The sequence below is a fragment of the Vibrio phycocola genome (assembly GCF_054404255.1).
In genome coordinates this window covers 1-21,276 of sequence record NZ_JBTAMQ010000006.1, presented here as the reverse complement: position 1 = coordinate 21,276, position 21,276 = coordinate 1, and the positions used below count along the sequence as shown (strand labels likewise).

Sequence of the window (21,276 nt, the reverse complement as noted above, 5' to 3'; positions counted from 1 at the left end):
ATGTACTCCTATCTATTCTTGAATGACCACCATGTCATCACGGTGTATCACCTCGGCACCAAAATCATATCCTAGAATGGCCAGAATATCTTTACTGTGCTTACCGAGAATTTTTTCCAAATCCTGACTTGAATAAGCGCTAATGCCTTTAGCGACAATCTTACCAGATTTATCAATAACACGAGCAACTTCACCACGTGCTAATCGACCACGAACTCGTATAACCCCTTTAGCTAACAAGCTGCTTCCATTGGTTGTCACCGCGTTAGCGGCACCTTGGTCAATCATAATGTCGGCCGATGCTGTAGGCCCCGCCAATATCCAACGTTTACGGTTTTCTAACGATTCTTCCAATGGCAAAAAGCGAGTTCCTTGAGGTGAGTCCCCTAAAGAATCGAATATAACGTTAGTTGCTCTTCCGGCTGCGATGATGACTTCAATACCAGCACGACGAGCAATATCCGCGGCTTGTAACTTCGTTGCCATACCACCAGTACCGAGCGTGGTGCCACTTCCACCGGCAATTTCGCGCAAGGTATCATCAATTCGGGTGACTTCTTTGATTAGCTCAGCATTGGGATCTTTACGAGGGTCAGCAGTAAATAACCCTTTTTGATCCGTTAGCAGCAGTAATTTGTCCGCGCCACACAAAATACCAACCAATGCTGATAGGTTATCGTTGTCACCGACTTTAATTTCGGTGGTCGCTACCGCATCATTTTCATTCACAACAGGAATAATTCCACCATCAACCAACGCATTAATCGTATCGCGCGCATTCAAAAAGCGTTCACGATCTTCAAGATCGGCACGAGTTAATAGTATTTGACCAATCTTAATACCATAGATCGAAAATAACGACTCCCAAGCTTGAATCAACTGACTCTGCCCAACAGCAGCTAAAAGTTGTTTGCTTGCCATCGTAGAAGGTAATGCAGGAAAGTCTAAGTGCTCTCTTCCCGCTGCGATGGCTCCAGATGAAACCAGAACAACTGAGTGACCTAGCTTCTTTAACTCAGCACACTGACGCACCAACTCAACCATATGGGCGCGATCTAAAGCAAGTGTTCCACCAGTAAGCACACTTGTTCCTAACTTTACAATCACCGTTTGAGGATGCTGCAGTTGTTCGCTTTTCTTTGTAGTCATGAGCTATCTTTTATCTATGGTTAAGCTAATAATATTTGAGACGATGTTTTAACAATCTAGCGTTAGTTTAACAAGTAAAAAAGGCGCTAATAAGCACCTTTTCAACGAGATTGAATCTTTATTTCGCTTTTTAAGTTAAACGGTCACAAGTTCACTTTCGTCTAATTCAACACTAAGTTCAAAATCCTTAGCGAGCATTGCTGTTAATTTGTCATGAAACACACTGCGAGTGCGCTCAATTTCTGCAACATCAGCTTCTTTTAAATCTTCTTTAACCCAGTTTCCTTCAACATCAAAACGGCCATATTGGTAATTAGCTTGAAAGCCGTTGTCAGTATCAATTAATAACATCCACCATCCCCAAAATTCACGTGTTTCGGGAGATTGAGTATCATCGACACATACTGATAAGCAATCAAAAAAGTAAATTTCTGGCTCGCATTTTTCTTGACGTAGATATGGACCAACCGCTTTGAATGCACTCAATAGCCTATGATACGTCGGAATTTTAACCTCATGTGGCATTGTTATACTCCCTGTCATAATCACTAACGTTTAGTTGTACTTGCTATATTATTGATTTCAATAGTCTATTAATTATATGTTTGTAACTAATTCAAAGCCACTTGTCACTAAATTAGTTCATCTTCTAGCCAATTAATTGCTAAATCAAGTGACTGATCATATCCATGAGAGATGGATTTCGAATTAATTTCCTTCGCTTTTCCACCTGAACTGTATATTTCGACAAGCTTATTGTCCTTCAAAGGAGATAATTGGTCCCCTTGAAGAGACAGCGCTAAGATAGGCACTTTTGTTTTTCTTCCTGCGAGAAAACCTTGCTCTTTTAGTGACCAAGCTCGAAGTTGACGAGATAAACTATCCACATCAACCATTCCTTTTTCTAGCCGAGACGCCAATACATCTAAATACATTTTTGGCATATTTTTTACTTTCTGTGGTGACGATAATACATCGTGAAGTGGCGCACCAATCGCTACGCACGCTTTAATTTTTTCTGGCGCAAGAAATGAAAGTCGAATCATTGCGTTTCCACCAAAGCGAAAGCCAAAGAGCCCAACACTATGATGGTCGACCCATGGCAATGTGGGTAATTGGTTGAGTACTTCTTGGTGTAACACAGAGCAATCTTCTGTCAGAGGCCAATGCGAATTTGTCCCAATCGATGGCATATCAATGGTTAACATCGCAATATTTCGTTTCGCTAAGTAATCCCGAAAAATCCGCCACATATCAGTTTGTAGACTGTCTAATCCTGCCGAAATCATAACTACGGGTTGGGGTTTTTCAGTGTGAGAAAGATGTAAATGAGCCACTATTTTTTTATTTTTATAGGGAAACTCTAATCGTTTTACCACATAGGCTGTTTTCTCTGTCGCCTCATGATAAGTCGAGCTGGCTAATGCTTGGGCTTGAACGGATAAATTATCATTTTTCAGATGAGGGTACCCGGCAATACTAAAGCACAAAGAAGCAGAAAATAGTTTGTTTGCTGCTTTTTCGCCTTCAAGTAGTTTCGCTTGCTGCTGATAACGACTGCCTAGCTTAGTCCACTCATAGGCCCAATTTCCACTATGATAGCCCATCACCGTATCTAACCAAGCATCGTGAGTTCGCGAATGAGTTGAAGAGGCGATTCGAGCTAATACTTCTTCTTGATCAATAGGATCAATGCCTTGCCATATCCACTGCATACGAGATAGTGTTCGATACCATGAGTTATTAGGATCATCTATCTTGTCTGCTATAAACTGAGCACTACTGGGCATATATTGAGTAAGAGAAGATGTCTCTTTTGCCTGGCGGTGATTGGCAAATAGCTTCTCAGATAAGTTGGCACTCTCACTTGATTTAATGGAATTGGCAGACATAACATCCCCAGCAGTTTGGCGTTTTTAAAATGGTAACGGAAAAAAAGGCCCTAAACAGGACCATTAATCAAAATTCAATACGCGGCTTTACTTCAACTTCCGGTTTATCGGTTCAATATAAACGACCGATGTATCCCACGGCTGTTCAATCCACGTATCTTGAGCAATGTCGACAATATATTCATCGACAAGATCTTTACCTGAAGGCTTAGCACACACAGTGATAAGTTTAGCTTTTGGGTACATTTCGCGAATTTTTCTTGCAGTGTCTCCACTATCAACAAGATCATCAACAATTAAAAATCCTTCACCATCATGATCTGGTGCTTTTATTACATTCATATCACGTTGGTGGTCGTGATCGTAACTCGCTATACAAATCGTATCGACATAACGAATACCTAATTCACGAGCTAAAATTGCTGCAGGAACGAGACCACCACGACTAACCCCTAAGATACCACGCCATTGTTCAGCTGGCATTTGGAGTTCGGCAAGTTGACGACAATACATCTGCATATTGTCCCAAGTGATAAGAAATTTTTTACTCATTAGTCTATCCCAATGTTATTGACACTAAATTCGCTAAACGGTGGTCTATCTTACGTAAAAGAGAACAAACGTAGCTTATTATACGATGAAATGGTGTGCTTAAAAGCAAATCAAACTTATGGATATTCACGTCACAAAAATACGTAAAACAAGACTCGCCACAGCCCGGGCGATTATAGAGATTTAGGGTTAAAAATGATAGTAAAAAGGCGCTAAAAGCCCCCTCTAGATCAAGATTCCATCAGCGCTAAAGAGCAATATACGAAACACTATAAGCCGTATTGCAGACAAAAAAACGCCATCTTAAATTATATAAGATGGCGATGGATAGTTATTAACCATTTGGGGCTTTACAGTCCAATAATAATTTGGGGTGAACAAAAATGTTCAGATGCAAGTCCAGTAAACTAGTCTTACATTTGTCGCAATGCAAAAGAGCAACCAATCATTGCGACTATCAAAACAGAACAGATTGAAATCAGGATAAACTCAAGCTGCGCCTTGATGATAAATCAATCAAAATAACCAAGCAGTCATTCATCGATTGATAAATAGAATACCATAAAGAAAATAAATTACAACATAACAACTTTAAATATAAAAAAACATTTAAAAGTGATTAATTAATAACACATTTAGGTAATTAAATTACAAGAATATATTTTTTACGTACTGAAGCTCCATCAATATGTAAGCGATGAACGTTTACCAATATCATCGGTTAGCTAGGTTAGCCTTGTTACTACTCTCCTGTCACAATCAGTGATATTCTTTAATGCGTCTTTTTGTATATAAAGCTTACATTTGTATTCATAGCTTACGTCTATTCATCATCAACCCATTTTCAACATGGGAGGAATTATCTATGTCACAACATCACTCAGAAATCGCTCTTTTATCTCCAAGTAATGTATGGGAGATATTCGATAAAATTTGCTCTATTCCTCACCCTTCTTATCATGAAGAAGCATTAGCAAACTACATCGTAAATTGGGCCCAAGAGCTCAAGCTCGATGTTAAGCGCGATAAAATCGGAAATATATTTATCAAAAAGTCCGCAACGAGTGGAATGGAGAAACGCAAAACTGTTGTCCTTCAAGCTCATCTCGATATGGTTCCTCAAAAAAATGAAGACACAGAACACGACTTTACGACCGATCCGATTCGTCCCTATATCGATGGCGAGTGGGTCACGGCTGATGGCACAACATTGGGTGCTGACAATGGGATTGGTATGGCTACGTGCTTGGCCGTGTTAGCATCAACGAATATTGAGCATGGTCCACTTGAAGTTCTTCTCACCATCAATGAAGAAGCGGGAATGGAAGGCGCATTTGGATTAGAGGCAGGATGGCTCGATGCTGACATTTTACTAAATACCGACTCAGAACAAGAAGGCGAAGTGTATGTTGGCTGTGCCGGAGGGATCAATGGTCTGCTAGAGCTACCAATTACTCGTGAACCGGCCAAAGGCGACTCACAGATAATAAAATTGGAGCTCAAGGGTTTGAAAGGGGGACACTCTGGTGTCGATATTCACCTCGGTCGGGGGAATGCCAATAAACTTCTGTCTCGTTTCTTAGCGGAAATTGATAAGAAACATAAAATTCAACTCATCGATTTTTCCGGAGGAACGTTAAGAAATGCGATTCCTCGAGAAGGCTCTGTCACCATTCAATGTCCAAAAAGCCAAACTCAGGACATTATCGTTGCGTACGAACAGTTCGTCACCTTAATTAAAAAAGAGTTAATTCAGGTTGAACCCAATATTGTCGCTAAAACAGACGTGTTGACCGAGCATGCTCTTGATCCAATAACATTAACCAGTACGAACACCATCATCAATACACTCAATGCAACGCCTAATGGCGTGATAAGTATGAGCAATGATGTGCCAGGTATTGTTGAAACCTCGCTCAATATAGGCATCGTATCGACAGAGTTTGAAAAACTGTCTGTTTTAATATTAGTTCGAAGTTTGATCGATAGTGGTCGAGAATATACTGAGAGTATGGTGACTTCTATTGCCCAACTAGCGGGTGCCGATGTTCGTTTCTATGATGCTTACCCTGGGTGGAAACCAGATACAGAATCCGAAGTCATGGCTATATTCCGAGATAAATATCAAGAGGTCTATGGTGCAAAGCCCAATATTATGGTCATTCACGCTGGGTTAGAATGTGGATTGTTCAAACAACCTTACCCTCAGATGGATATGATTTCATTTGGGCCTACAATCAAGTTCCCCCACTCTCCTGACGAAAAAGTTAAAATCGATACAGTTGGTCAGTTTTGGCAACAAATGGTCATGTTACTTAAAAATATTCCAAGTATTAATTAAGTTGTTCAAAAATATAAAAAGAGAGCACAGTGCTCTCTTTTTTACTGTTCGATCATGTGTCATTCATTTGGCTAAATAGTAAAGATTCTATAATCTTGTAACTCTGGGATTTGATTGCGCATATCATCTTCTTGATCGACAATTTCATGCAACGATTCACACATTTTGTTCTCTTGTACATCCAATTCTTTGCTGTGTGTTTCTAAACGTTCAGATATATTCGCCTCCAACTCAAGAAGCAATCCGCCCATTGCCGATAAACTAATTCCCCCCTCTTCTTGGATCTTACTCAATAACACTTGCCACACTTGCTCAATAAATTCTTCATCAAACAAAGCCTTAGCTTTCAATGCATGAGATTTCCACGTCTCACTCAGCGAATCAAAAGTCCCTGCTGGTAAAATGACCGTATCAGTATTAAGGTATGCTTCAGAGGCAGCACCCCAAAACTGGTCTAACTCTTCTTTTAGCTCATCAAAGGCACCAGGAGCTCCCAACGAAGCAGCGATATCATCAATAACATGGTCAAGGAACTGTGCATTGCTTGCCGCATAATCTGCAAGACTTTCCATATGATGAGTAACCGATTGACGATATTGTTGTACAGCTTGAAGTTGCTCTGGAGTGAGCTCGACAACATCTCCTCCAATCAATACTTGGCTCTCATCATTAATTTCAACGTTGGTTCCATCTTCTAAGTGAAAAAGTAACCAACCATCATTGGACTTAATATCACGCTCTACCGAGACATCACACTGCTCTGCGCTCACTGAATAGGAAACGATCACTAACAATAAAGAAAGTATTACTTTCATAAAAACACACCTTAATCAAAACGATTTGCTACTCAAGACTGTAATCGCCTAGGAACTCTTCTATTCATTTACTTCACATCATAATATAAAGAGAAAATAGCCACAAATGGCAACAGAGTAAGAAAAACAAAACCGGTAAGCATACGCCAACCGGTCGAACTAAAGCGCTTTATAAAGAGCTTGGTCAGAAATACTTCTCTACTTCTCGCGCTTATATGGCCATGCCATTACACCACCTTCCAACACTTTAACATTCTTCCACCCATTAGCTTCGAGAATCAACGCCACTTCGTAACCTCGAAGGGAAATCTTACAGAAACAGATGATTTCGGTATTTTTGTCTTCTGGTAACTCATCCAAACGCTTTCTTACCATTCCAAGAGGGATAAGTGTTTCACCAATACCTAAGCGCATCTCTTCAAATTCATCTGGGCCTCTAGTATCAATGATAAATAACGGATCCTGCTGCTCAAGCTTTTTCTTAAGTTCGATGGAAGAAATGCCTTTCAGACGATTCTTGAGTTTATTCTGCATGAGGTGTGAAGTCGCCACAAAGTGATCTATTGCCAAAGAAAACGGCGGAGCATAAGGCAAATCGAGATTAATCAAATCCTCTACCGTAAAACCGCCTTTTAGTGCCATGGCTGCAGAAGCAATCTGCTTGCTTACATCTCCACTACCAACACATTGCAGCCCTAGTACTTTGCCCGTTTTTTTATCCGCCAACATTTTACTAATCAGCAGCTTAGCACCCATAAATCCAGGTTTGTCTGGGCTAGTGTTGATCACGGTCTCAAAGGTGTCATAACCAAGTTGTTTCGCAGTTGCTTCTGATAATCCGGTTGAGCCTGCAGAAAAGTCGAAGACCTTACAAATTCCGGTCTGAAGTACTCCCGGGAATCTGACGTTATTGCCTTCAATCACATTTTCACCTGCAACTCGCCCTTGTAAATTGGCTAAATCTCCCATAGGGGCGTGAACTTTTTGGTTGGTCAATAAATTGGTAGATTCAACACAATCTCCTGCTGCATAGATAAATGGATCAGAAGTCTGCATATATTCGTTGACAACAATTCCACCTGTCCTGCCGACCTTAATACCAGCTTGCTGAGCAAGAGCTGAATTAGGACGAACGCCGATAGCGACAACCGCAAGTTCACACGGTAATTCAGTACCATTCGCGAGCTTAACGCCAGTCAATACACCATCCTCACCTAAGAATGAAGCAACTCCATTATTGGTGATAACATTCGCTCCCTTTGCTCGAACGTGATTTTCTACAATTTCTGCCATTTCCCAATCGAGGAAAGTTAATAACTGTGGTGCAAGTTCTACAACAGTAATATCGATACCAGCAAGTTGCAAAGCTTCACAGGTTTCGATACCAATAAGTCCACCGCCAATAACAATCGCTTTCTTAATCTTCTTCTCATCTCTAACGCTACGAAGGAAATCGGCATCTTTCATTGATTGAAGCGTGGTGATCCCTTGTAAATCAGTACCTGGAATCGGCGGTATAATCGGCTGTGCACCCGTACATATCACCAATTTGTCGTAATCAATAGATTCAACTTCCCCACTCTTAACATTTTTACATGTTAACTGCTTCGTTTCTTTGTCAATAGAAGTTACTTCTGTACCGGTACGAGCATCAATCCCTTTCGCATTTAAAAAAAACTTAGGGTCTCTAACAACACCGGTTGGGGTACTAATTAAAGCATTGCGGTTATCAAATACACCACCTACATAATAAGGGTAACCACAAGAAGCCATTGAGAGATCTTTGTCTTTTTGCAACAAAATAATCTCGGCGTGTTCATCTAACCTTCTTGCCTTTGCAGCTGTTTTAGGACCCGCTGCCGACCCGCCGATAACAACAATTTTTTTCTTATTCATTGAAGTCTTCCTTAAATACCAGTTAACCACTACCCCATCAGAGCTTGTTAAACACTTTCAGATAAATTAGCATATGCAAAGTAACAAACATTAGCACATGCTAATTTTACCAGCAAGAATAATATTAAAAGAAATATATAAATGAAATAAGGAGGGATTGACTATTAAGAAATACGTATGATCAAACCGTTCGATAAGTTGGTGCGACACATGAATACTGGCAGAAGTGCTCTATTTGAGAAGTAGATTGTGTTTATAATAATAGGAGTTACCATTCAAAGCTTAGCTGATGCTCGCTGTCGTCTCTCTTAGCTTCGATACCAAGGTTTAATCCGATTAAACGAACACCTCTTCCGCATTGGCGCTCTAACCCTTTCTTTAATAAAAGAGCAAAATACTCCTTCTCCGCATCAGTGTACCTATGCTCGACCGAAGTTTGTTTAAAATCGTCAAACTTTAATTTAACTCCTAGCCTGACTATTTTTTTCTCATTAGACAGCTTACCAAACCGGGTAGCAAGTTCTTCGAATAATGGGGCTATCGCCGACAAACACTCTTCCTCGGTATATATATCGTGATCAAAAGTACGTTCAACACCAACGGATTTTCGCTCTCGGTCAGACGTAATCTCTCGTTCGTCGATGCCATGACAACGCTCCCACAAAAGTCCTCCAAACTTGCCAAAATGTGACATTAAATAATGCTGGTCAGTGTGTTTAATGTCCGCTCCTTTATAAAATCCTAACCTGTGTAGCTTATTTAAAGTCACCTTGCCTACACCGGGGATTTCTTTAAGATCGAGCTTATCGATAAACCCTTGAATATCATTGGGGGCGACGACAAAAATTCCATTTGGCTTGTTAATGTTAGAAGCCACCTTTGCAACAAATTTAATAGGGGCAACACCGGCACTCGCCGTCAGTTGCAGTTCTGACTCTATGGATCGACAAATATCTTGAGCAATCAAGGTTGCTGAACCATGAAAGTTCGGATAGTCGGTTACGTCTAAATAGGCTTCATCGAGAGAAAGCGGCTCGATGAGATCAGTATAGCGAGAAAATATTGAGTGGATTTGTCTTGAAACGGCTTTGTATTTTTCCATATTACCCGGAATTACGGTTAAATTTGGACACCGTTTTAAAGCATGAGCAGTGGACATTGCTGAACGGACACCATATTCACGAGCGATGTAATTACACGTTGCAATAACACCTCGGCGATATTGAGAGCCTCCTATCGCCAAGGGGATGTGTTTTAATTCTGGATGATCTCTTGATTCAACCGCAGCGTAATAGCAATCGAGATCAATGTGGATAATTTTTCTCATAATGAATGATCAAATTCAAAATAAATAATCATTCATCTAAAGCATAAAAGTGAATACAAAATTATGTTTATAGAATACCTCTGAAACACAATTTCGTTTACTCGATTTAGATATGATCAAATATTCTCAACGCAGATAAACCCTATTGCTGTATATAAACACAGTATAGCAGTTAATATACACCACGAATAGACTTTAGCATTTGCGATATCGTGATCATCTTTATCTAGTACGCAGGTTGATTGAACTACGAACTAAAACAACTTATGCAATTCGATCTTTATTCCATTCCGCTAATTTTTGTGCGCGTAAAGCTTCGCGAGCTTCACGCTTCTTTCTTGCATCACAAGGCTCAGGGCAATTGCAGACTTTGTCGATACCAACGGCATCCAATCCACCACAACTTCCTTTTACCAATTTACGTTGAAAGATATACCCCACAGCCATTGCAGTAATGACCAAAAGGAATACGCCGAAAGTAATTAAAAAAGTATTCATTGTTACTCCTTCTCTATTTATTTAAATACGGTTTAAAACGGCTTGAAGATAACTCTTTATAACCATCTTGAGTTTTTACCACCATAAAGACTGGGATATCATTCTCTTCGGCTAAAGCCATACCATCAACCTCTCCCATAACCATGATACCAGTAGCTAGGCCATCTGCTGTCATTGTTGAACTATCCAATACAGTGACTGAGACTACTTTGTGACTAATTGGACGACCTGTTTTAGGGTCAATAATATGAGAATATCGAATACCATTCTCTTCAAAATAATTACGATAATCACCCGACGTGGCAAGCCCCATATTACCGGGTTCAATGATTTCTTGAATAGCTCGTTCATTCGTAACTGGCTTTTCAATTGCGATTCTCCAACCAACACCTTGTTGATTCTTACCTCTCAACCGAATTTCTCCGCCAATTTCAACCATATAATTTTTCAAGCCTAACGATTGGAGGTATTGAGCAACTACGTCAACTCCCCACCCTTTCGCGATCGTTGACAAGTCGACATACAAATCTGGTATATCTTTACTTAGCGACGTACTATTCACTTGCAAGTGCTCTATGCCTACACTCTTTCGTATCTGAGTTAAATCTTCGTCAGTTGGAATAACATCAGGTCTAGCTTCTGGACCAAACCCCCACAAGTTAACTAAAGGGCCAACGGTAACGTCTAGCGCACCTTGAGTTAAGTGATTCAGGCGAATAGCCTCCTGAACCACCAAAACCATCTCTGGTGATACTTCGTATGGCTCACTACCTTTGTATTGATTGAATAAACTTAATTCCGAGCTTTTACGGTAGGTCGACATTTGATCATTTACTTGTTCAAGTAGACGATCAATTTCAGTTTGTATCCTACCAGCCTCAAGGGCTTGCTCGGTATCATCTAAGTACTTAACGTTGTATGTCGTACCCATTGTCGGCCCACTTAAGTGCACTTGGTCAATCGACTGTTCACAGCCGACTAAGCTAAAAATGGTAACAAACAACAATACCAAAACTTTCATTAAAACCACTCCCAAAAATCAATATCAAATGTTCTGACAAACCTGTTTCACACGAATACATTTGATATTGACTATCGTAATAAAAAATAATGGCTGGCTATAAAAGCCAGCCATCTTAGTTCAACAAATGAATCTTAACCGCCAAAGTCATCAAGAAGAATGTTTTCTTCTTCAACGCCAAGTTCTCTTAGCATGTTAATAACTGCAGCATTCATCATTGGTGGACCACACATGTAGTACTCACAATCTTCTGGAGCATCATGATCTTTTAAGTAGTTTTCATAAAGCACATTGTGAATAAATCCGGTATACCCATCCCAATTATCTTCAGGAATTGGATCAGATAAAGCCACATGCCACTTAAAGTTATCATTCTGATCTTGCAACATATCGAAATCTTCTTCGTAGAACATTTCACGTTTAGAACGAGCACCGTACCAGAAAGACATCTTACGCTTAGACTTAAGACGTTTGAGCTGATCAAAGATGTGCGAGCGCATTGGAGCCATACCGGCACCACCACCTACAAACACCATTTCTGCATCAGTATCTTTTGCAAAGAACTCACCAAATGGCCCAGATATCACACATTTATCACCCTCTTTAAGAGACCAGATAAATGAAGACATTTGACCAGGAGCGACATCTGGATTATTTGGTGGCGGCGTAGCGATACGCACATTCAACATAATAATACCGAATTCTTCTGGGTAGTTAGCCATTGAATAAGCACGAATGATATCTTCGTCTACTTTAGACTCGTAACGGAATAAATTAAATTTATCCCAATCTTCACGATATTCTTCAGGTACGTCGAAATCTGAATATTTAATATGGTGAGCCGGGGCTTCAATCTGAATATATCCACCCGCACGGAATGGAACAGATTCACCATCAGGAATTTGAAGTTTAAGCTCTTTAATAAAGGTCGCTTTATTATCATTAGAGATAACTTCACATTCCCATTTTTTAACACCAAAGATTTCTTCAGGAAGCTCAATATCCATGTCCGTTTTGACCGCCACTTGGCAGGCTAAACGTTCACCTTCACGAGCTTCACCTTTTGAAATATGATCAAGCTCGGTTGGTAAGATATCACCACCACCTGATTTTACTTTAACGCGACATTGACCACATGAGCCACCGCCACCACAAGCAGAAGATACAAATACACCAGATCCTGAAAGCGCGCTAAGTAGCTTACTGCCTGGCTGAGTAACGATTGCTTTATCAGCATCGCCATTTACTGAAATTGTAATGTCACCTGTTGGTACTAACTTAGATTTAGCGAATAAGATCACCAAAACAAGAGCGAGTACAATCAGAGTAAACATCACTACACCAAGAATTATGTCCATTGACTATTCCTTTTTGCTGCGGTTTACCCGACTTACAGTTGAACACCAGAGAAAGACATAAAGCCTAACGCCATTAAACCAGTAGTGATAAAGGTGATACCTAAACCACGCAAACCTGGAGGTACATCAGAATACTTCATCTTCTCACGGATACCTGCAAGTGCAACAATCGCCAATAGCCAGCCAACACCAGAGCCAAAACCATAGACAATAGATTCAACGAAATTGTAATCTCGTTGCACCATGAACGAAACACCACCAAAGATTGCACAGTTCACGGTAATCAAAGGTAAAAAGATACCTAACGCGTTGTACAAAGGTGGAAAGAATCGATCCAAAATCATTTCAAGAATCTGAACCAATGCAGCAATAACACCGATAAAGGTAATAAAGCTAAGGAAGGTTAAGTCCACACCGCCAACAAGAGCTCCATCTTTTAAGATCAGGTTGTAAACAAGGTTGTTCACCGGAACCGCTATCGTTAAAACAACGACAACCGCTACGCCCAGACCAAAAGACGTTTTTACTTTTTTGGATACAGCAAGGAAAGTACACATTCCCAAAAAGAACGAGAGGGCCATATTTTCTAGGAAAATGGATCTCACTAATAAGCTAATATAATGTTCCATGACGTCCTTACTCCTTTGCTTCGACTTGTTCAGGCTTGATGGTACGAATAACCCAAATAAGCAGACCAATGAGGAAGAAGGCTGACGGAGCTAATAACATTAGTCCGTTAGGCTGATACCACCCGCCATTATTAACAAGAGGTAATACTTCCAAACCAAAAATCTTACCGGAACCAAGTAGTTCACGGAAGAAGCCAACCGAAATCAATACGAAACCATACCCTAGACCATTTGCTATTCCATCAATAAATGATGGAAGCGGTGATGATTTCATTGCAAATGCTTCCGCTCGTCCCATTACGATACAATTCGTAATAATCAGACCAACAAACACCGAAAGTTGCTTAGAGATTTCGTATAGGTACGCTTTCAAAATTTGGTCAACAACAATTACTAATGAAGCAATAATTGCCATTTGAACAATGATACGTACGCTATTAGGAATATGGTTACGAATAACAGATACAAAGAAGTTAGACAATGCAGTTACGAAAATTACTGCAAGTGTCATAACAAAGGCCGTTTCAAGTTTGGTTGTTACAGCGAGAGCCGAACATACACCAAGAACTTGAAGTGCAATTGGGTTGTTATCCAATACTGGCGCGACCAGACTTTTCTTAAGTTCTTTTACGCTAGACATTAGTTCAAGCCTCCATTACGAACTTTTGCTAGGAACGGGCCATAGCCATAATCCCCAAGCCAAAAGTTGAATTGGTTTTGTACGCCAACACCGGTTAATGTTGCCCCTGAAAGGCCATCAACACCGTGCTCTGAACCCGCAGGGGCTCCACCTTTGACAATTTCGATTGCCGGTTTAAAGTTGTCATCAAACAACTTTTTACCCACAAATTGAGCACGCCAATTTGGGTTTTCAACTTCACCACCAAGGCCAGGAGTTTCTCCTTGCTCGTAGTAAACAATCCCATCTACGGTGTTCCCATCGGTTTTAACTGCAACAAATGCGTACATCATCGACCAAAGGCCATTACCATGGATAGGTAAAATCATGCGCTCTAATTGATCGCCAGATTTCACTAGGTAAACTAAGCCGTAATTAGCTCGATTGAAAATTTTCCCTGGGTCAACATCAGCGTCTAGCTTGATTGAACTATTTGGGTTTTTCGCAGCAGCACGTTGATCATAATCTTGCGCCAATACGCCACTTTCAGTTTGGTCAACTAACTCACCGGTGGAGAAATCCACTAACTTAGGTTCGATGAACTGTTCGTAAAGCTCTGGTACCGTTCCTTGAGACATATCAATGCCAGAAACGTCCAAAATTTTCGACTGTTTATCTAAGGCCGCATTAATTTGTTGTTGTGGACGAAGGCCAACGGCCGCCGCCGATACAATGATTGAGCACACTAAGCTCAATGCGATAACAACAAACAGCGTTTTTTTAATGCTATCGTTATTACTTGCCATAGCGTGATAATCTCCGTTTGATGTTCTTCTCAACAACAATGTAATCAAACAATGGTGCAAACAAATTAGCAAATAGTATCGCCAGCATCATCCCTTCTGGGTAAGCTGGGTTAACAACTCGAATTAATACACACATTGCGCCAATCAAAATACCGTATGCCCACTTACCATTATTGGTAAATGATGCCGATACCGGATCGGTTGCCATAAAGAACATACCGAATGCAAAACCACCTAAAACTAGATGCCAATGCCAAGGCATATTAAACATTGCATTAGTGTCAGAGCCGATCATGTTGAACAATGTCGACAGCACAACCATACCAATCATGACACCAGCAATAATTCGCCATGAAGCGATGCCCATGTAAACAATGAAAAGAGCTCCAACTGCTAGTGCTAAAGTAGAAACTTCACCCATTGATCCAGGAATATTACCAACAAAAGCATCCATCCAAGAAATTGCTTCACCAGTAACATTATGAATCAATGCACCACTTCCACCTTGAGACCATTGGCTAAGTGCCGTTGCTCCAGAGAAGCCATCAGCAGCAGTCCATACCGCATCACCTGAGATTTGAGCTGGGTAAGCAAAGAAAAGGAAAGCACGGCCAGCAAGTGCTGGGTTAAGGAAGTTACGCCCAGTACCACCAAATACTTCTTTTGCAATAACAACACCAAATGTGATACCTAGAGCCGCCTGCCAAAGAGGTAGCGTAGGAGGTACGATTAATGCAAACAAGATTGAAGTGACGAAGAATCCTTCATTAACTTCGTGTTTACGAACCATACAAAACAGTACTTCCCAGAAACCACCAACGATAAAGACCGTTGCATAGATTGGTAAGAAATACGTCGCACCTAGCAACATTTTGCTGCCAACCCCTGCATCACTAGATAGCGTTCCCCCAAGGGCTTCGACTAACCAATAATGCCAGTTACCATCAATCACACCAGCAAGTTGAGCGCCAGCATATAAATGGTTCAATGCCATCACAGCTTGGCCACCTGCGTTGTACATACCCCAAAACATTGCTGGGAATACCGCAAGCCAAACCATAATCATGATACGTTTTAAATCAACACTATCACGGACGTGAGAGCTTTTTTTTGTAACTAAACCAGGAGTATAGAAAAGTGTTGCAGCTGCTTCATATAAAGCGAACCACTTCTCATGCTTACCACCAGGCTCAAAATGAGGTTCGATGTCCTCAAGAAACTTTTTAAGATTCATGGCAATTACCCTTCCTTCTCTATCTTGTCGAGACATTCACGAAGCAGTTGCCCATAATCGTATTTGCCGGGACATACAAAGGTACATAGTGCTAGATCGTCTTCAGATAACTCGAGTACACCGAGGCGGATTGCGTTATCTGAATCACCAGCACAAAGATCGCGAAGCAGTAATGTTGGTTCCATGTCTAATGGCATTACTTTCTCATAGTTACCGATTGGCACCATGGAACGATCACTACCATTTGTTGACGTAGTCATATTAAACAGTTGACCTTTGAATAAATGACCTAAGAAAGAACGAGTAATTGAGAACTTGTTCTTACCTGGCATTGCCCAACCAAGGAAATCCTTATCACGACCTTCACGTAACGCAGATACTTGACTGTGATAACGACCAAGATAGGCATGAGGACCAGTAGCGTGCGTTCCTGTTAAAACAGAACCAGAAATAACACGTACATCTCCAGGCATAATTTCGTTTTCGACCAGTTCATCAAGGTTCGCACCGAGTGTCGTGCGCACTAAACGAGGCTTATTCACAACAGGCCCAGCTAGCGCTACTACTCGTTCGTTGTACAACTCACCAGTAAGAAATAACTTACCAAATGCGATAACATCTTGATAATCGATAGACCAAGCAACAGTCTCTTGATTAACAGGATAGAGATAATGCATATGTGTTCCCACCAACCCAGCTGGGTGTGGTCCACCAAATACATGCTCCTCTATATTATCCTGTGTAGAACGAGGTAGGCTCTCTTCCGTTTTACACACGAATACTTTCTCTTCACTAAGAGCCGAAAGTATATCGAGGCCTGCGGAGAATGCGTCTGCCTGTTCATTGATAACTATTTTAGGATCAGCGGCTAAAGGATTAGTATCTATCGCGGTAACGAAGATAGCCTTAGTCGTTGAATCAATTGCTGGAACCTTGCTAAATGGACGAGTACGTAACGCAGTCCACAAACCGGAATCAATTAATTGAGCTTTAATCGATTCACGGTCAAGACCGGACAGTTGACTCGCTTCAAATTTATCAAAAGTCACTTGGTCATCACCAGAAGCTTCAATCACAACAGATTGAAGAACTCGTTTTGCACCACGATTCACTTCGACAACTTTGCCACATATCGGAGAAGTATATTTCACACCTGGGTTCTTTTTATCTTCAAAAAGAATCTGGGCTTTCTTTACTTCATCGCCTACACGAATATGCATAGTTGGACGCATGCCAACATACTCTTCGCCAAGCAAGGCGACTTTAGTGATGGGGTTACCATCATTTATCACCTGGGAAGGAGCTCCTGCTATAGGTAGGTCCAATCCCTTTTTTATTATAATCATACGCACTTGCACTACTTTATCGGGAAAAAAGATTCTATAAATTGCGTAAATGTAAGGAAGCTTTCAACATATCTTGATTAAAAGTTATGTAATACGAAAGATGTCCTAGACACGACATTGGTGCCCGACTTTGTCCTAAACAAAATCGCAACATTCATTTTAAATTCTCTTATATATAATTACATGAGAGGATTTTTAAGGTCGATAGTGTAGCCTGTTTGACAAAATGATGCCATGGCCAATCACTATCGAGGGCAGCATAATTTATGAACAAAAGTCTAGGTTTACCCAACTAATAAACATAAGTTTGAACTACCGCACATTTAACAACATTACATTTTATTTTTAACAATTAATATTCCGTTACCAACAGATACAACGAAAGAACAGATTGAAATATGTTAATAATTTTAGAGTTTCAATTAACACAAAACGTTAACTAACCAAGTTCTCCCTTGCTTCCGCCCATACATTGAGGACTACTTGGCGCACTTTGAATATCTGACCATTCTTGAACAGTATAGGTATGAATTGCCAATGCATGAATATGATTCTCAAGTTCATCGGCTAAAGTTTGATTAATTAAGCGATGCCTTCCAATTAATCGCATATCGACAAAGTCATCGCTCACCACAATCACTTTAAAATGACTTTCAGAGCCTTCGGGAACATTATGCATATGGCTTTCATTCAGCACCTGCAAATATTCAAGATTCAAAGCCGTTTCTAACTTTGTTGTAATTGTTGATTGAACAATAGTGCTTGGCTTCATAGAATTTCCTTTAAGTACTCTGACTCATTGATTGTTGTCTTTTATATTGGACTACAAAAAAATATAAAATCCGTATCATTGTTGAATGATGTGCAGGAGGTTATAGTCCCTCCTTTGTTGTATTCGTGATAATTTACATGCATTAATAGGTCAAGACAATAACTGATGCCACACACAGAACTGACACATTTCGATAAAAAATTAACCCTTCACCGCTACCCTAAACGCAGTAATGAAACGTTTCAGGCATGGGATGCTGGGGACGAATACATAATTAAACACGTAGAATCTCTTGAGCTTCCTCCAAATCAGCGAATCTTAGTGTTAAATGATCAATTCGGAGCTTTGGCAATCTGGTTCAGCCAGAAGCATCAAGTCATCTCGATGAATGACTCTTATGTTTCTATGATGGGAATGAAGCAAAATGCTAGCCTTAATAAATGCCAAAAGATTGAATTCCTTTCGAGTATAGATCCAATTCCTCAAGATATTGATCTGGTCTTAATTCAGATTCCGAAAAGTAATCGCTATTTAAGTTGGCAACTAACACAATTACGACAACAGATAACATCTCATTGCACCGTAATTGCCGTTAATAAGGCCAAAGATATACACACATCGACATTAAAATTATTTGAACGTTACCTCGGTACAACAACGACTTCTCTAGCATGGAAGAAGCATCGACTGGTATTCACCACTCCTGATATTAATATAACTGAGCAAGTACCCAACGAGATAAGCTGGAACATTGAAGATGAAGAAATTGAAATAAGTAATCGTGCGAATGTGTTCTCTGGGGAAAGCTTGGATATTGGAGCCCGCTTTTTTATGCCCAACATTCCCGCCGATCCAAAAATAAAACATATCATCGATCTTGGGTGCGGCAATGGTGTTTTATCAGTCAAAGCTGCAAAGTTGAACCCAAATGCCAAAATTACAGCTATAGACGAGAGCTATATGGCCGTTGCTTCTGCTAGGGATAACCTAAAAAACAATATTAAAAGCGATGAATCTAGGTTTAATTGCATGGTAAACAATTGCTTAGATAACATCTCAGAAAAATCGGCTGATTTAATTCTCTGTAATCCACCGTTTCATCAACAAAATGCCATTACTGATCATATTGCTTGGCAAATGTTTAATGATGCCAAATATGTTCTACAAGTCGGTGGGCGTTTATTGATGATAGGCAACCGCCATCTCGGTTATGAGACAAAACTCATCAAATTGTTTGGTAAAGCGCAAGTAAAAACTATCACTAAGAATCATAAATTTGCTATCTTACAAGCCATAAAAAGTTAAGTCTGGTTCTCGATTAACTTAGCTTAGAGAACTAGCGTCGACTTTGTCGTACATTGCTGTTTATACCTTGATACGAAAAGGAATCTAATATGAAGAAATTGCTCGTTATTATGTCAATATTTCTATTGACTGCTTGTGCTTCAACTGAACAAGCACAAATCGACCTGATGCCACAAGCAACGTTAAGCAATAGCGATATTGTTAGAAATAAATCATTCATATTAACCAGCAAAGATGTTCGACTCGCACAATATGTGGCCATCGTTGATAGTGGACACTCGCGAGTAGAACCGATACACGCAAAACAAAATTTACGATTAACCCTAGAAAACATTTTAGCTCAGCAGTTTGAATCTCAAGGTTTTTCGATTGTTACCAGTAATAATAATGCAGTCACTTTATCAATTGATGAAACATTGGTTACGGTGAATCATTCGGTGATGAAGAATGAGATCAATGCCTCTGTCGTCTTAAATGTTATTGCTGAAACACCAATTAGTAAATTGGTTCGCACGTATACTGGCACCGCAAAGAAAACTGGTGCATTAAGCGCATCCAATGATGATATTCAACTCGTGTTGAATGATGTTTTAAACCTCGTATTAGAAAAAATAGCAAATGATCAAGAACTTCAAACCTATATGGCGGAGCGTTTTTAAGATGAAAACTTGTTGGACTGCATCTTTAGTTGCATTAGTTAGCTTCGGCTCTTGGGCATCGACTGGGCCTAGTGTTGAATTTGAAACCTCATTAGGCAACTTTACGATTGAACTGAATGAAGAGAAAGCACCAGTCAGTGTCGAAAACTTTATTCGTTACGTTGAAGATGGTAGTTATGTTGGAACGATATTCCATCGGATTATCCCAGACTTTATGGTTCAAGGTGGGGGTTTCAACGAAGGGTTAACCAAGTTAGACACGTATTCACCCATCAAAAACGAATCCAACAATGGTCTAACGAATTTGACTGCCACTGTTTCAATGGCTCGAACTCAAGCACCAGATTCGGCTACTCGTCAGTTTTTCATTAACTTAGTCGACAACAATTTTCTCGACTATGGTGAAAGACCACCGGGGTACGCTGTTTTCGGTAAAGTTAATGAAGGTTTTGAAGTTATCCAACAAATGGCTGAACAACCAACTGAGAAAGTTGGGTTTATGAAAAATGTACCCGTAGAGCCAATTCTAATTACTAATGTTACGTATATTCCAGCTCAGGATGTCGCAGCAATTGAAGAAGATACAGATGGTCAAGGCATACTCAGTGAAACTCTTGGTGATGTCGCATCTATCGCAGCGTCAGAAGGATCAAAAGACAGCGCAGCAATTATAGCAACTACCAGTGCTGGAGCTGCGTCTGTTGCAAGCGATATCGTAAGTAGCGCTTTAAATAGCAGTGATGCTGAAGCACAAGCTGCTGCCGAAGCAAAAGCCGCCGCCGAAGCAAAAGCCGCCGCCGAAGCAAAAGCCGCTGCTGAAGCACAAGCCGCTGCTGAAGCAAAAGCTGCTGCTGAAGCAAAAGCCGCTGCCGAAGCACAAGCCGCTGCTGAAGCAAAAGCCGCTGCTGAAGCAAAAGCCGCTGCCGAAGCAAAAGCCGCTGCTGAAGCAAAAGCCGCTGCCGAAGCACAAGCCGCTGCTGAAGAAAAAGCCGCTGCTGAAGCAAAAGCCGCTGCCGAAGCACAAGCCGCTGCTGAAGCACAAGCCGCTGCCGAAGCA

General features: G+C 40.6%; 19 protein-coding genes and 1 pseudogene. 4 read left to right on the top strand and 16 right to left on the bottom strand.

Features of this window, described 5'->3' with window-relative positions; genetic code table 11:
• Window positions 1-12: 12 nt before the first annotated feature.
• The 4 genes from proB to gpt all read right to left on the bottom strand — a co-directional run bounded on the left by proB (window position 13) and on the right by gpt (window position 3,593).
• Complete coding sequence (gene proB / locus ACXJY6_RS10085) at window positions 13-1,149, bottom strand: glutamate 5-kinase (RefSeq protein WP_458768242.1); 1,137 nt, start codon at window positions 1,147-1,149, stop codon at window positions 13-15.
• A 135-nt stretch (window positions 1,150-1,284) separates the two neighbouring features.
• A complete protein-coding gene (crl, locus tag ACXJY6_RS10080; protein ID WP_456050706.1) occupies window positions 1,285-1,674 on the bottom strand; it encodes a sigma factor-binding protein Crl in 390 nt (129 codons plus the stop codon).
• A gap of 107 nt (window positions 1,675-1,781) precedes the next feature.
• Window positions 1,782-3,026, bottom strand: coding sequence for an esterase FrsA (gene frsA / locus ACXJY6_RS10075; protein ID WP_456050792.1), 1,245 nt, complete (start codon window positions 3,024-3,026; stop codon window positions 1,782-1,784).
• Between the two features lie 102 nt (window positions 3,027-3,128).
• The gene (gene gpt / locus ACXJY6_RS10070) at window positions 3,129-3,593 is read right to left on the bottom strand and encodes a xanthine phosphoribosyltransferase (RefSeq protein ID WP_456050705.1); all 465 of its coding nucleotides are present in this window, start codon (window positions 3,591-3,593) and stop codon (window positions 3,129-3,131) included.
• Window positions 3,594-4,458: 865 nt separating this feature from the next.
• Here gpt and ACXJY6_RS10065 point away from each other — a divergent pair.
• Entirely contained in the window at window positions 4,459-5,934 is a 1,476-nt protein-coding gene (locus tag ACXJY6_RS10065; RefSeq protein ID WP_458768241.1) for an aminoacyl-histidine dipeptidase, read from the top strand.
• 71 nt (window positions 5,935-6,005) lie between these two features.
• On the opposite strand, the gene ACXJY6_RS10060 is transcribed toward ACXJY6_RS10065, so the two are convergent.
• The 12 genes from ACXJY6_RS10060 to ACXJY6_RS10005 form a co-directional block, all read right to left on the bottom strand.
• Window positions 6,006-6,749: a DUF2884 family protein gene (locus tag ACXJY6_RS10060; RefSeq protein WP_458768240.1), complete on the bottom strand. Its 744-nt coding sequence runs from the start codon at window positions 6,747-6,749 to the stop codon at window positions 6,006-6,008.
• Window positions 6,750-6,947: 198 nt separating this feature from the next.
• Window positions 6,948-8,645, bottom strand: coding sequence for an FAD-dependent oxidoreductase (locus ACXJY6_RS10055; RefSeq protein WP_458768239.1), 1,698 nt, complete (start codon window positions 8,643-8,645; stop codon window positions 6,948-6,950).
• A gap of 268 nt (window positions 8,646-8,913) precedes the next feature.
• Entirely contained in the window at window positions 8,914-9,972 is a 1,059-nt protein-coding gene (gene dinB / locus ACXJY6_RS10050; protein ID WP_458768238.1) for a DNA polymerase IV, read from the bottom strand.
• Between the two features lie 264 nt (window positions 9,973-10,236).
• Window positions 10,237-10,470: a (Na+)-NQR maturation NqrM gene (nqrM, locus tag ACXJY6_RS10045; RefSeq protein ID WP_456050700.1), complete on the bottom strand. Its 234-nt coding sequence runs from the start codon at window positions 10,468-10,470 to the stop codon at window positions 10,237-10,239.
• 13 nt (window positions 10,471-10,483) lie between these two features.
• A complete protein-coding gene (locus ACXJY6_RS10040; RefSeq protein ID WP_458768237.1) occupies window positions 10,484-11,491 on the bottom strand; it encodes an FAD:protein FMN transferase in 1,008 nt (335 codons plus the stop codon).
• A gap of 134 nt (window positions 11,492-11,625) precedes the next feature.
• A complete protein-coding gene (nqrF, locus tag ACXJY6_RS10035) occupies window positions 11,626-12,849 on the bottom strand; it encodes an NADH:ubiquinone reductase (Na(+)-transporting) subunit F (protein ID WP_456050698.1) in 1,224 nt (407 codons plus the stop codon).
• 32 nt (window positions 12,850-12,881) lie between these two features.
• The gene (gene nqrE / locus ACXJY6_RS10030; protein ID WP_456050697.1) at window positions 12,882-13,478 is read right to left on the bottom strand and encodes an NADH:ubiquinone reductase (Na(+)-transporting) subunit E; all 597 of its coding nucleotides are present in this window, start codon (window positions 13,476-13,478) and stop codon (window positions 12,882-12,884) included.
• A 7-nt stretch (window positions 13,479-13,485) separates the two neighbouring features.
• Complete coding sequence (locus ACXJY6_RS10025) at window positions 13,486-14,118, bottom strand: NADH:ubiquinone reductase (Na(+)-transporting) subunit D (protein ID WP_456050696.1); 633 nt, start codon at window positions 14,116-14,118, stop codon at window positions 13,486-13,488.
• Window positions 14,118-14,903, bottom strand: a complete 786-nt coding sequence (locus ACXJY6_RS10020; protein ID WP_456050695.1) for a Na(+)-translocating NADH-quinone reductase subunit C — start codon at window positions 14,901-14,903, stop codon at window positions 14,118-14,120. The genes ACXJY6_RS10025 and ACXJY6_RS10020 overlap by 1 nt, the downstream gene beginning before the upstream one ends.
• A complete protein-coding gene (locus ACXJY6_RS10015) occupies window positions 14,893-16,137 on the bottom strand; it encodes an NADH:ubiquinone reductase (Na(+)-transporting) subunit B (protein ID WP_456050694.1) in 1,245 nt (414 codons plus the stop codon). The genes ACXJY6_RS10020 and ACXJY6_RS10015 overlap by 11 nt, the downstream gene beginning before the upstream one ends.
• Before the next feature lie 5 nt (window positions 16,138-16,142).
• Window positions 16,143-17,483, bottom strand: a complete 1,341-nt coding sequence (locus ACXJY6_RS10010) for a Na(+)-translocating NADH-quinone reductase subunit A (protein ID WP_456050693.1) — start codon at window positions 17,481-17,483, stop codon at window positions 16,143-16,145.
• A 439-nt stretch (window positions 17,484-17,922) separates the two neighbouring features.
• Entirely contained in the window at window positions 17,923-18,240 is a 318-nt protein-coding gene (locus ACXJY6_RS10005; RefSeq protein WP_456050791.1) for a BolA/IbaG family iron-sulfur metabolism protein, read from the bottom strand.
• Window positions 18,241-18,420: 180 nt separating this feature from the next.
• Here ACXJY6_RS10005 and ACXJY6_RS10000 point away from each other — a divergent pair, with 180 nt between their 5' ends.
• The 3 genes and pseudogenes from ACXJY6_RS10000 to ACXJY6_RS09990 form a co-directional block, all read left to right on the top strand.
• The gene (locus tag ACXJY6_RS10000; RefSeq protein WP_458768236.1) at window positions 18,421-19,560 is read left to right on the top strand and encodes a methyltransferase; all 1,140 of its coding nucleotides are present in this window, start codon (window positions 18,421-18,423) and stop codon (window positions 19,558-19,560) included.
• 89 nt (window positions 19,561-19,649) lie between these two features.
• Complete coding sequence (locus tag ACXJY6_RS09995) at window positions 19,650-20,219, top strand: YajG family lipoprotein (RefSeq protein WP_456050691.1); 570 nt, start codon at window positions 19,650-19,652, stop codon at window positions 20,217-20,219.
• Between the two features lies 1 nt (window position 20,220).
• Window positions 20,221-20,772: pseudogene (locus ACXJY6_RS09990) on the top strand (peptidylprolyl isomerase); the annotation flags it as partial.
• Between the last annotated feature and the right edge of the window lie 504 nt (window positions 20,773-21,276).